This window comes from Steroidobacter sp., from assembly GCF_036402275.1.
Classification (GTDB): Bacteria; Pseudomonadota; Gammaproteobacteria; order Steroidobacterales; family Steroidobacteraceae; genus Steroidobacter.
This window is the reverse complement of the sequence record NZ_DASWTF010000013.1, coordinates 215,140-226,960: the sequence shown is the minus strand read 5'-3', so window position 1 is coordinate 226,960 and position 11,821 is coordinate 215,140. Positions and strand designations below refer to the sequence as shown.

The window sequence follows — 11,821 nt, the reverse complement described above, 5'->3', positions numbered from 1 at the left end:
TCATGACGTGGCATCCCGTGGCTCCGGCGGCCTCGATCGCGCCGGGCGACTACGCGCAGACCGAGATCGACGCTCAACTCATCGCCGTGTTCAATATCGGCGGCACGTTCTACGCCATCGACGATCTGTGCACTCACGACGGCGGCGAACTGGCCGGTGGCGCCGTGGAAGGCGATGTCGTCATCTGTCCACGCCACGGCGCTCGCTTCTGTCTGCGCACCGGCGCGGCTTTGACGCCGCCGGCGTATGAACCGGTACGCACTTATCAAACACGCGTCAACGACGACGGCATGGTCGAAGTCCAGGCCGAACCCTGACGTTGGTTGGGCTTCGAGTTAGTTGAAGGGAACCTATGCGGCGCCTGACTCTGCTTCGCCACGCCAAGACCGAGCCTCAGCACTCCGGACAGGAAGATTGGGATCGTGTGCTCGAGCCTCGCGGCCTGAAGGACGCCCCGGAGATGGCGCGCCGCCTTCGCGAGCGCAAACTCAAACCGGATCTCGTCATTACGAGCCCGGCCGTGCGCGCATTGACCACTGCGCAGATCTTCGCTCGCGAGCTGCATCTGCCAGCTGCGAAGTTGCAGCAGGACGAGCGGTTGTATCTCGCCTCGCCCAAGGTGCTCAAAGAAGTGGTTCGCGAACTGGGCGGAGATGCGCACCACCTGATGATCGTCGGCCACAATCCCGGGTTGACGGAGTTCGCCGATCGGATTTCCGAGGAGCGCGAAGTCGACAACATGCCGACGTGCGCGATCTATACGTTGGAGTTCGATCTGAAGGATTGGAGCGAGCTGGAGTGGGACAGCGGCGTGAACGCCGAATTCGACTATCCGAAGAACTGCAGTAGTTGTTAGTTGGCGATGGAGATTTCTCTCGACGTTCCTTTCGTTCTTCGCGTGCTCAGCGAAGAGCGCGCGCTCGCGCAACGTGAGATTCGTGAGCTCGGTGTGCTGCGGGCGTATGAGAACTCACGTGAACGCCACGATGCGCGGATTGCCGCCGCGCCGGACGTTGGCACCCTCGCCTGCCGTTCTGGGTGCACCTGGTGCTGTCACTTCTCCGTCGACGTTAGGGCGGTCGAAGTTTTCGGCATTCTCGATTTCGTTGAACGCACACTGACGCCGGAAGAGAAGGCTCGCGTGTTCTCAGAGATCCGCGCGAACAGTGCGAGACTCAAGGACATGGACGACATGGAGCGCATGCGGCACAACGTGAAGTGCCCATTCCTGAGCGCCGGCCGCTGCTCGATCTACACCGCGCGCCCTCAAACCTGCCGCAACTATCACGCGACGGACGCAGCGGGCTGCCAGGCGTCCTACGAAGATCCCGAGAACCTGGAAATCGATCCGGAGTTCGCGCCGCTTGTGTTTCAATCCGGCGGCGCTCACGTAGACGCCTTCACCCGCGCGATGCGCGAACAAGGCTACGACACCAACGTCTACGAACTGAACTCCGCCCTCGCCGCCGCCCTCTCCGACCCTCGCTCCCGCGATCGCTTCGAAGCCAAATCAGCGCCCTTCAAAAAACTGCCCGGCGACGACGTCCCCGGCGAATTCGAAGATCTGGACGCCTGAACGTCTGCCAAGTCACGGAACCGCCGCCTCCCAACCGACCTATCGGCGCAGGCGCCGGAGGGAGGTATGTTCTCCCGGCAATTGGGATCAACAGGACGTTGACCCAATAGCGCTACATGGATGTACAAGCTACGCGCGAGCGATAGCGAAGCGCGGCGGGTGCAGCGGTGCCGGGAGGACATACCTCCCTCCGGCGACTGCGCGAGAGATGCCGCGTCAAAGCAGTTTCTTACTCGCCTGCCATGGCCAGCAAGCTTGCGTTGCCGCCGACAGCAGCCGTATTAATCGTCACGGTCTGCTCGGTGGCAAAACGGTGCAAATAATGCGGCCCGCCGGCTTTCGGCCCGGTGCCTGAGAGCCCGCGGCCGCCGAAGGGCTGAACTCCGACCACTGCGCCGATCATGTTCCGATTGACGTAGACGTTCCCCGCGCGAACGCGAGCGGCGATATATCGAGCGGTGGCGTCCACCCGCGTGTGCACACCGAGCGTCAATCCGAAGCCAGTCGCGTTCACCGCATCGATCACCTTGTCAATCTGATGCGCGTGATAACGAATCAAATGCACGATCGGCCCAAACACCTCGCCAGTAAGCAACGACAACGACTCGATCTCCACGGCCATCGGCGCGAAGAACGTCCCCTGCTCATGCTCCTGCCTCAACTTGCACGCGTGACTCCAGCGCGCCTTACGACTGATCTTCTCCGCATGAGCTCGCAACATGTCACGCGACGGCTTATCGATGACCGGGCCGACATCCGTGGTCAACAACATCGGATCACCAATCCTCAGCTCCTCCATATAGCCCGCAAGCAACTCAGCGACGCGATCAGCGATCTCATCCTGAACATACAAGGCTCGCAGCGCCGAACACCGCTGCCCAGCACTGTTGAAACTCGACTGCACGACATCGAGCACGACCTGCTCGGGCAACGCCGAGCTGTCCACGATCATGGCGTTCTGACCGCCCGTCTCCGCGATCAACACCGGAATCACACCTTCGCGATTTGCCAGCGACCGATGAATCAACTTCGCCGTATCCGTTGACCCGGTGAACGCAACACCAGCAACCCGCGGATCCGCCACGATGCGCGCACCGACCGTCGCGCCGTCACCGACCAACAGATGCAAAACCTCCGGCGGAACTCCCGCCTCCAGCAATATCTGAACCGCGCGCGTCGCAAGGAGCGGCGTCTGCTCAGCTGGCTTGGCAAGCACTGAATTGCCGGCCGCAAGCGCAGCCGCGATCTGGCCAGTAAAGATCGCCAGAGGGAAATTCCACGGACTGATGCAACAAAACACGCCGCGCCCATGCAACCTCAGCTCATTGCTCTCGCCCGTAGGCCCAGGCATGCGAGCGCCAGCGCCAAACTCACCACGCGCCCGGTCCGCGTAGTAACGAAGGAAATCGATCGCCTCCCGCACTTCAGAAATGCTATCGGGAATCGTGCGACCGCCCTCTCGCACGCAATACGCGATCAACTCCGGCATGCGCTCTTCATACAGATCCGCCGCGCGCTCCAGAATCTCGGCACGTTCGCTGGCAGGCGTCGCATCCCATTCCACCTGCGCCGGCACAGCCGCAGTAATCGCCTTATCGACGAGCGAAGCATCCGCCTCGCTCACGACGCCGATCATTTCATCGAGGTTGGCAGGATTCGGCGCCTCGACACCGCGAGCATCGTGCAACTTGCCATTGACGATCGATCCACCGACCCAGCGCTTCTGCGCTGCCAGTTCCATCTTGGCGAGCAACGGCTCGCGTTCGGAAGGGTCGGCAAGATTGACGCCCACGGAATTCAGGCGAGACGCACCATACAAAAGTCGGGGCAGCGGAATGCGCGGATGCGAAGCCTGCTGCAAACGATCCAGTTCCACGACCGGATCGCGAACGATATCGGACACCGCGTGCTCTTCGTCGACGATGCGATTCACGAACGAAGTATTGGCGCCGTTTTCCAACAGACGCCGCACCAGATACGGCAGCAGATCTTCATGCGAGCCAACCGGTGCATACACTCGACACGGAATCCCGAGCCTGTCCTCGCCGACGATCTGCGCGTACAACTCCTCACCCATGCCATGCAGACGCTGAAACTCGAACTTACGCCCAGCCTCTCCAGCCAGCTCGATAATGGTCGCCACCGTCTGCGCGTTATGAGTCGCGAACTGCGGATAAATCAGCGGCCCCGCAGCGATCAACTCCCGAGCGCAGGCAATGTATGAAACATCGGTATTGACCTTTCGCGTGAACACCGGATAACCCGCGAGCCCGCGCTCCTGCGCCCGCTTCACTTCACTGTCCCAATACGCGCCTTTCACCAGCCGAATGTTCAAACGCCGGCCGCTCGACTCCGCGAGCCCCTTCAACCAGCGAATCACATCGAGCGCACGCTTCTGGTACGCCTGCACCGCCAGCCCGAAGCCTTCCCATCCAGCCAGGTCCTTCGAGCGTGCGACGTGCTCGATCAGCTCGAGTGACAACTCCAGGCGCTCCGCCTCTTCAGCGTCAACCGTCAAAGGAATGCTCACCGCGCGCGCCGCGATGGCCAACTCATGGAGCCGGGGCGCAAGTTCCTTCAACACACGATCCCGCTGCATGAACTCATAGCGCGGAAACAGCGCCGACAGCTTCACCGAAATGCTCGGCGACGCTTCGATTGCCGGCCCTCTGCTCGAATGCGCGCCGATCTTCTGAATAGCTTCGTGATAGGAGTCGAGATAGCGCCGCGCATCCGCATCGGTCAGCGCCGATTCGCCAAGCATGTCGAACGAATGTCGGAACAATCTGCTTTCAGCGCTGACCGAACGATCCAACGCTTCGTCGATGGTGCGACCCATGACGAACTGATGTCCCATGATTCGCATGGCGTGACGGAATGCCGCACGCATCACAGGCTCGCCGATGCGACCGGCGATGCGCGCGAGGACGCCGCGTGGATCGTGCATGTCCGCATCGCTGGGACGAACGATGCGACCAGTGAGCATCAGCCCCCACGTGGACGCATTGACGAACAACGATTCGTTGTCGCTCAGGTGCGAAGCCCAGTCGCCCGACGTGATCTTGTCGGCGATCAATCGATCCGCGGTGGCGTCGTCGGGGATGCGCAACAATGCCTCGGCGAGGCACATCAGGATCACGCCTTCCTGGGACGATAAATCATATTTACGGAGGAAGGCGTCGAGACCGCTGCGACGCGCCTGATGATTGCGCACGCCTTCGACCAGCGCCTGCGCGCGGCTCGCAATCGTGGCGCGCTGTCCATCGGAGACGCGCGCTGCATCTGCCAGGACGCGCACGAGGTGCTCTTCGTCGCCGAGATAGTGGCGATTGATGGCATCGGCTATGGGCCGATCAGTCAGTTGTCTGGCGGCACACATGATGTTTTCGATTGCGATATGAATTTATTGACGGTATACACAACGCAGCGCGACACCGGCTGTACGTAGATAGCGACAGCCCACGAACTCCATGCGCTTGAAATTCGAGGGAGGAACTCCACTACGGACCGGTAAGTTGCATTACCTGCAGGAGGGCTGCGTGAGTCAGGAAGCGAGCATCGTCACTGCTGACACGTTCATGACCGAAGTGGTCGAAGCCTCGGCGAAAGTGCCGGTGCTGGTCGACTTCTGGGCGCCCTGGTGCGGGCCGTGCAAACAGTTGATGCCCATTCTGGACCGGCTGGCTCAGGAATACGGCGGCCGCTTTCGTCTGGCCAAGGTGAACACGGACGAGCAGCAGGAACTGGCGCAGCAACTCGGCATTCGCAGCCTGCCTACCGTCGTGCTGTTCAAAGACCGCACTTCCGTCGACCATTTCGTCGGCGTGATTCCGGAGGCGCAGATCAGACGCTTGCTGGACAAGCATTTGCCCACGAGCTCCGACGCTCCGCTGGAACGCGCTCAGGCGCTGAAAGCCAGTGGCGATTTTTCTGGCGCTCGCACGCTGATGGAAAGCGCGCTCGCCACTGATCCTGAGAACATCACGTACCAGACCGAGCTCGCTGAACTGCGAGCGTTGGATGGCGATCTCGAAGGCGCACGCACCGAGCTCGCCCGGCTGCAGGGCACTGAGCCGAACCACGCGGCGGTGAAGCGGCTCGCCGCGTTACTCAGCTTCAGCGACGTCGTCGCAGCCAATCCCGATGTTCTCTCGTTGCGCGAACGCGTTGCGAGTAACGCAAGCGATCTGGATCTGCGCCATGCGCTGGCCGTGCACCAGCTGCTCGGAGGCGATGTCGAACCCGCGATCCAGACCTGGCTCGACATGATGCGCAACCACCGCACCTACAAGGACGACCTCGCCCGTCGCAGCCTGCTACAAGCCTTCGAGCTCATCGGCGAAGCCGACCCCATCGTCTCTCGCACCCGCAAGGAAATGGCTCGCTTGCTCTTTTGACGGCCGTCCTCCGGTCAGGCGGAAGCGCGAGCGGCCTCTTGCATCCGCTCGGATGTAGCGTGGCCGAGATAGGCGCGAATCAGACGGCGCGTGAGATAGATCAGCGGAATCAGCAGGAACGCCATCAGCAACTTGTATGCATAATTGACCGTGGCGACCGCGAGAAACAACGATATCGGCCACTTCTGTGGGCCAAGCACGAAGGCGATATACAACACCACGAAGCTATCGACGAGCTGTGATACCGCCGTAGAGCCCGTGGCGCGAAGCCAGATCCAGCGTTCGCCGGTGAGCAGGCGGATGCGGTGAAACACTGCTACATCGATCAACTGGCCGACCAAGAATGCGGTCACCGACCCTGCGATGGTCCACATGCCCTGGCCGAAGATGTTGGCGAACGCCGCCTGCATGTCCGGCACGCCGCGTTCGTTGTTGACTGCGACCCAGAAGCCCGCCGGCGTCAGCGAGATCGCCGCGTAGGCCGCGAGAAAGCCGTAGACGATCAGCACCACCGTCAGCCAGGAGATGAACCGAACGCCCCGACGGCCGAAGTATTCGTTGATGATGTCGGTCATCAAAAACACGAACGGCCACAGCAGCACGCCGCTGGTGAACGACAGCGAGCCGCTCTGTCCGAACAGATTCCAGTTCAGCGGCGACACGCCCAGCGTCGGCTCCAGCGCGAAAATTTTCACGCCGACGAACTCGGCGATCAGGGCGTTGCTCACGAGGAAGGCGGCCAACACGATGAACAGACGGGCCGCCCGGTTTTCGACGGGATGTTCAACCGCGCTTGTCGGAGTCAGGCCGATGGATGATGAGTTCGGGCCAGGGCTTGCAGCAGGTGTCATTAGCGTTCCTTTTCCGCCCTAGTATGCACCACCCCTTTCGGTGCTGTCCTTGAACGAACCGGTTATGCTTTGACTCTTTCCTCCTCGACGGTTCTCAAGGTCATGGTTCAGATCACGGGGCTCAATATCTATCCGGTCAAGTCCTGCCGCGGCATCGCGCTGACACAGGCTCGGCTCACCGAGACCGGCTTCGAGCACGATCGCGAGTGGCTGGTCGTGACACCGGAGTACCGTTTTCTGACCCAGCGCGAGCGGCCACAACTGGCGCAGGTCGAAACCGCGATCACCGCCGATCAGCTAGTCCTGCGCAAACCCAACGGCGCCGACCTCGCCCTGCCCCTGGATCTGACGGGACCGGAAGTTGAAGTCACGATCTGGCGCGACAAAGCCGGCGCGTTCGACGCAGGCGATCAAGCCGCCACCTGGCTCACCGAGCACCTCGGCAAGCCGGCGCGCCTGGTGCGCTTCGACAAGCGTCACAAGCGCGCGAGCAATACTCAGTGGACCGGCGGCACCGAAGCGCTGAATCAGTTCTCCGACGGCTATCCGTGGCTGCTGATCTCGCAGGGCTCGCTCGATGAGTTGAACCGCCGCCTGGAACAGCCGCTGCCCATGAACCGCTTCCGGCCCAATATCGTGGTCGACGGTTTGCCCCCGTTCGGGGAAGACAGCGTGGATGAGTTCGTCGCCGGCGACGTGCGGCTGAAGGTGGTGAAGCCTTGCGATCGGTGCGTGATCACGACCACCGATCAGATCACCGGCGAGCGCTCCGGCGACGAACCGCTGAAGGCGCTCAAGACATTCCGGTTCGATAAAACGTTACGCGGCGTGCTGTTCGGTCAGAACATGATCCTGACCGGCGGCGTGGGCCAGACCTTGAAGGTCGGTCAGCAGTTCGAAGTGACCGCGGGAACCAGCAAGACGAGCATCGGCTGAGATCACTCTTCGCCGCGCTCGCGGGCCACGACTCGCGACAGGAGACGCAACGTCTGCGTCTCCCAGCCGAAGTGCTCTTCGACGGCCGAATCCTCGCCCACCGCACTTTGCACGGCGGCGACATGCGGAGCGACGCGACGGATCACCGTCGTCTCCCAGTCCTCGCGAACCAGCGTCTTCTCCGGATCTTCCTCTTCGAGCTCAGCATCGATCTGCACCGGGCGGGGCATCTCGAGGGTGGCATCGGGATCGAATTCGCGCTCGGTTGTCATAATCTTCGACTCGTCGGCTCGGAACGACAGTGCCACCCTAACCCGCTGGGCCAAAACGGCCATGAGCGGCGGATCACAAGTCGTCATATCAGTGGACCTGCGCACACGAAGCAGAGGCATCGCGCACGCTTTGTAGCTAATGCGCGGTGCCGAGCCCAGGTTCCACTGTACGGGTTACAGTGGGGTTACACCTTAACCCTTGCTAATACCCTGCCAACTGCGCGAACCGGTCGGTGTGGTAGTACTGATCGCCGAAAGTTTCCGCGGCGGCGCGAGCGCGTTTCATGAAGAAACCGATGTCGAATTCGTCGGTCATGCCAATGCCGCCATGCATTTGCACGGCTTCGTTGGTCGCAATGCGCGCCACATCGCTGGCCTTGGCCTTCGCGAGGCACACGAGCGAAGACGCGGTCGGCTCCTGAGCATCGAGCGCCTGGAGCGTCCGCAGCACCACCGAGCGCACCAACTCGATCTCGCAGAACAGATGGGCCGCACGATGTTGGAGCGCCTGGAAGGCGCCGATCTTGACGCCAAACTGCTCGCGATCGCGCAAATAAGCCAGCGTACGCTCGAACGCTTCCTCGGCGACACCGAGCAACTCCGCCGCCAGTACGGCGCGGCCTGCATCGAGCACTGCATCCAGGACGATAGCGCCTTTGTCGAAGGTGCCGATGACGTCAGCTTCGTTGACGACGACATCGCGCAGTTCGACCACGGCGCTGTTGCGGCTGTCCACCATCGAAGAACGAGTGATGGTGACGCCGCTTGTCTTCGGATCGACCAGGAACAACGTGATTCCGTCGCGTGAGTGCGTGTCGCCCGAGGTGCGCGCAGTCACGATCAAACGATCGGCCACATGCCCGTCGAGCACGTGCAGCTTGCGGCCACTGAGCTTGTACTTACCCGTGCAGCGCGCCGAAATGTTATAGGGCGCGTGCCGCACGCACTCATCGCTCGCGAATGCGATCAGCAAGTCTCCGCCCGCGATCGCAGGCAACAATGTTTCTTTTTGAGCCTCCGTACCGCCGCGTAACAGCGCCGTCACCGCCAGCACGGCGCTCGACAGCATCGGACTGGCGCTCAAATTGCGACCGATCTCGGTCGCGAGCAGTCCCGCGCCGACGAAGCCAAAGCCCACCCCGCCATACTCTTCGGGCACGAGCACGCCCGCCGAGCCCATCTCCGCCATTTCCTTCCAGACCGCGCGATCGAAACCGACCGGATCGGCGTCGTCGCGAAGTTTGCGCAGCTGTGAGATCGGCGCGCGCTCGGCGACGAAACGCTTCGCGGCGTCACGAAACATCAACTGGTCTTCAGTGAGTATCAGAGTCATGAGCTTTCCTCCCCGTCACGCGCCTGGCAGACGCAGCACGTTCTTGGCGATGATGTTGAGCTGGATTTCGGACGTGCCACCCTCGATGGAGTTGGCCTTGGTCCGGAGCCACATCGCCGCCAGCTGCTCTTCGCTGTGCGAATCGCCGAACTTCAAGCCTTCGCTGCCCGTCACTGACATCGTCAGCTCGGCGCGCCGCTTGTTGAGCTCGGTGCCGTAGTACTTGAGCATGGAGGACATCGCGCCAGTCTCGTTGCCCGCCTTCGCCTCATCGGTGACGCGATTCATGGTGAGCGAGAACGCCAGCGCATCCATTTCGAAGCGTGCGATATCGGTGCGCAACGCCGGCTCCGCCAAGCGGCCCGCTGCGAGACCGATATTCTTGATCGCGAGCTGACTCACGGGCGTCACGCGCTGCGTGCCCATGCCGCCAATCATGTTGCGCTCGTGCGTGAGCAAATACTTGGCGATGGTCCAGCCCTTGTTGAGCTCGCCCAGCAGATTTTCCTTGGGCACCTTCACGTTATCGAAGAAGGTCTGTGTAAAAGGCGAGTAGCCGGAGATCAATCGGATCGGTCGCGTGCTGATGCCCGGCGTCTCCATATCGAACAACACGAAGCTGATACCTTCCTGTTTCTTGCCCGTGGTGCTGGTGCGCACCAGGCAGAAAATCCAATCGGCCTTGTCGCCATAGCTGGTCCAGATCTTCGAGCCGTTGACCACGAAATGATCGCCGTGGTCGTCGGCCCGCGTCTTGAGCGACGCGAGGTCCGAGCCCGCGCCCGGCTCTGAATAGCCCTGACACCAGCGAATTTCGCCGCGCGCGATCTTCGGAATGTGCTCGCTCTTTTGTTTCTCGTTGCCGTACTTGAGCAGCGCCGGCCCGAGCATCGAGATGCCGAACGACGTGAGCGGCGGGCGACACTTCATCGCAGCCATTTCCTCGCGCAGCACTCGGGCCTCGTCCTTGCTCAGCCCTCCGCCGCCGTATTGTTTCGGCCATTCGGGCACGGTCCAGCCGCGCTCGGCCATCTTTTGCAGCCAGTCCCGCTGCGCGTCGTTCTTGAACTTGAAATGCCGGCCGCCCCAGCAGATGTCGTATTCGTCGACGACGGGCTGACGCATCTCCTGCGGACAGTTCGCCTCCAGCCACGCGCGAGTGTCGCGGCGGAACGCCTCTAACATTTCTTCTGAATTCAGTTGTGCGGACATGTTGGTCTCCTCGAAGCGCTTCGCTCAGCTCGCACGTCGCGTCATGGCGCGACCGGCGGCAGCGAAGCCCTTGGCGTGCTCTCCATATTGAATCGCGCGACGATCGGCGGCATTGCCTTGTAACGCGCGCGCGTACACCCCTTGTGTAATCGCAGCCATGCGGAAATATGCAAACGACAAAAAGAATGGCCAGTCGGCGATGCGCTCGCGCCCGGAGAACTTGCAATACATGTCGAGGAACTCCTGCTCCTCGGGAATGCCCAGCGCGGCAATGTCGATGCCGGCGAGACCGCCACTGCCCATCTCGCTCGGCGGGATGCGATAGAACATGCAGGCGTACGCCAGATCGCTCAGCGGATGACCGAGGGTCGCGAGCTCCCAATCCAGCACCGCGACGATGCGGGGCTCGGTGGGATGCAGAATCGTGTTGCCGATGCGGTAATCGCCATGAACGATGGCGGTCTCGTCGGTGGCGGGCAAATGTGCGGCGAGCCAGGCCATGAGCTCGTCCATATCGGCGTTCTCTTCGGTCTTGGACGCCAGATATTGTTTGCTCCAGCGATCGAGCTGACGCGCGACATAACCTTCCGGCTTGCCGAAGTCCCCGAGACCGCACGCATTGTAGTCCACCGAATGCAGCTTGCCCGCGACGCGCGCGTAGTCGGTGTAAATCGCACGACGTTCCGCGGGGCTGAGATTCGGCAATGTCACGTTGGTGATCACGCGGCCTTCGACGTGATCCATCACATAAAACGGCGTGCCGATGATGCTCGCGTCTTCGCAAAGCACGCGTGCGCGGGGCACAGGCACTTCGGTTTCAGGCAGCGCCCGCAGGATGCGATATTCGCGTTCGATCAGATGCGCCGAGGGCAGCAGCTTGCCCGGCGGTTTTTTTCGCAATACGAATTTCTTGGCGGGCGTCTGGATCAGATACGTCGGATTGGATTGCCCACCTTGAAACTGGCGCAGCGCCGCCGGTGGCGAAAAGTCATCCAGGTGCTGCTGCAGGTAGTGCCACAGCGGCGCTTCGTCGAAGCGGTGCTGGGGAAGGACGTCGATGATGGAAACATCCGAGGCCGGCGAGCTCGAGGTTGCGGAGGATCCAGTCGATTGCGTCTCGGGCCCGGGCATTGCTCGTCGTCTCCCCTGATTGCGAGTTGTCATTGTATGCGGCCGGGGTGCATGCCGGTACTGCGCGCACGTGCAGAATTGCCAGGGCGCCGCTGTCCCACTCTGTGAAATTT

11 protein-coding genes are annotated in these 11,821 nt (G+C 61.8%); 5 read left to right on the top strand and 6 right to left on the bottom strand.

What is annotated here, in order from left to right; translation table 11 throughout:
* Positions 1–2 precede the first annotated feature (2 nt).
* The 3 genes from VGD45_RS05805 to VGD45_RS05795 are packed head-to-tail and all read left to right on the top strand — an operon-like array spanning position 3 to position 1,576.
* Complete coding sequence (locus VGD45_RS05805) at positions 3–317, top strand: non-heme iron oxygenase ferredoxin subunit (protein ID WP_331154325.1); 315 nt, start codon at positions 3–5, stop codon at positions 315–317.
* A 35-nt stretch (positions 318–352) separates the two neighbouring features.
* Positions 353–856 (top strand): histidine phosphatase family protein, encoded by a 504-nt coding sequence (locus VGD45_RS05800; RefSeq protein ID WP_331154324.1) that lies wholly within the window; start codon positions 353–355, stop codon positions 854–856.
* 6 nt (positions 857–862) lie between these two features.
* On the top strand, positions 863–1,576 hold the full coding sequence (locus tag VGD45_RS05795; RefSeq protein WP_331154323.1) for a YkgJ family cysteine cluster protein: 714 nt from the start codon (positions 863–865) through the stop codon (positions 1,574–1,576).
* 229 nt (positions 1,577–1,805) lie between these two features.
* On the opposite strand, the gene putA is transcribed toward VGD45_RS05795, so the two are convergent.
* A complete protein-coding gene (gene putA / locus VGD45_RS05790) occupies positions 1,806–4,955 on the bottom strand; it encodes a bifunctional proline dehydrogenase/L-glutamate gamma-semialdehyde dehydrogenase PutA (protein WP_331154322.1) in 3,150 nt (1,049 codons plus the stop codon).
* Between the two features lie 160 nt (positions 4,956–5,115).
* On the opposite strand from putA, the gene trxA reads away from it, so the two are divergent.
* Positions 5,116–5,973 carry a thioredoxin gene (gene trxA / locus VGD45_RS05785; RefSeq protein WP_331154321.1) on the top strand — a complete coding sequence of 286 codons (858 nt, stop codon included), beginning with the start codon at positions 5,116–5,118 and terminating at the stop codon, positions 5,971–5,973.
* Between the two features lie 14 nt (positions 5,974–5,987).
* Here trxA and VGD45_RS05780 read toward each other — a convergent pair whose 3' ends face one another.
* Positions 5,988–6,779: a queuosine precursor transporter gene (locus VGD45_RS05780; protein WP_349263225.1), complete on the bottom strand. Its 792-nt coding sequence runs from the start codon at positions 6,777–6,779 to the stop codon at positions 5,988–5,990.
* A gap of 147 nt (positions 6,780–6,926) precedes the next feature.
* Here VGD45_RS05780 and VGD45_RS05775 point away from each other — a divergent pair, with 147 nt between their 5' ends.
* A complete protein-coding gene (locus VGD45_RS05775; RefSeq protein ID WP_331154319.1) occupies positions 6,927–7,760 on the top strand; it encodes an MOSC domain-containing protein in 834 nt (277 codons plus the stop codon).
* Positions 7,761–7,762: 2 nt separating this feature from the next.
* On the opposite strand, the gene VGD45_RS05770 is transcribed toward VGD45_RS05775, so the two are convergent.
* From VGD45_RS05770 to VGD45_RS05755, 4 genes are all read right to left on the bottom strand, one after another.
* On the bottom strand, positions 7,763–8,032 hold the full coding sequence (locus tag VGD45_RS05770; protein ID WP_331154318.1) for a hypothetical protein: 270 nt from the start codon (positions 8,030–8,032) through the stop codon (positions 7,763–7,765).
* A 202-nt stretch (positions 8,033–8,234) separates the two neighbouring features.
* On the bottom strand, positions 8,235–9,365 hold the full coding sequence (locus VGD45_RS05765; protein ID WP_331154317.1) for an acyl-CoA dehydrogenase family protein: 1,131 nt from the start codon (positions 9,363–9,365) through the stop codon (positions 8,235–8,237).
* A 15-nt stretch (positions 9,366–9,380) separates the two neighbouring features.
* Positions 9,381–10,577, bottom strand: a complete 1,197-nt coding sequence (locus tag VGD45_RS05760; protein WP_331154316.1) for an acyl-CoA dehydrogenase family protein — start codon at positions 10,575–10,577, stop codon at positions 9,381–9,383.
* Positions 10,578–10,601: 24 nt separating this feature from the next.
* Positions 10,602–11,708, bottom strand: a complete 1,107-nt coding sequence (locus tag VGD45_RS05755; protein ID WP_331154315.1) for a phosphotransferase — start codon at positions 11,706–11,708, stop codon at positions 10,602–10,604.
* Positions 11,709–11,821 lie beyond the last annotated feature (113 nt).

What these genes read in the sequence shown, in the direction of transcription:
- VGD45_RS05805 (WP_331154325.1), top strand. Translation starts at nt 3, where the DNA reads ATGACGTGGCATCCCGTGGCTCCGGCGGCCTCGATCGCGCCGGGCGAC.
- VGD45_RS05800 (WP_331154324.1), top strand. Translation starts at nt 353, where the DNA reads ATGCGGCGCCTGACTCTGCTTCGCCACGCCAAGACCGAGCCTCAGCAC.
- VGD45_RS05765 (WP_331154317.1), bottom strand. Translation starts at nt 9,365, where the DNA reads ATGACTCTGATACTCACTGAAGACCAGTTGATGTTTCGTGACGCCGCG.
- VGD45_RS05795 (WP_331154323.1), top strand. Translation starts at nt 863, where the DNA reads ATGGAGATTTCTCTCGACGTTCCTTTCGTTCTTCGCGTGCTCAGCGAA.
- VGD45_RS05760 (WP_331154316.1), bottom strand. Translation starts at nt 10,577, where the DNA reads ATGTCCGCACAACTGAATTCAGAAGAAATGTTAGAGGCGTTCCGCCGC.
- VGD45_RS05755 (WP_331154315.1), bottom strand. Translation starts at nt 11,708, where the DNA reads ATGCCCGGGCCCGAGACGCAATCGACTGGATCCTCCGCAACCTCGAGC.
- VGD45_RS05770 (WP_331154318.1), bottom strand. Translation starts at nt 8,032, where the DNA reads ATGACAACCGAGCGCGAATTCGATCCCGATGCCACCCTCGAGATGCCC.
- VGD45_RS05775 (WP_331154319.1), top strand. Translation starts at nt 6,927, where the DNA reads ATGGTTCAGATCACGGGGCTCAATATCTATCCGGTCAAGTCCTGCCGC.
- putA (WP_331154322.1), bottom strand. Translation starts at nt 4,955, where the DNA reads ATGTGTGCCGCCAGACAACTGACTGATCGGCCCATAGCCGATGCCATC.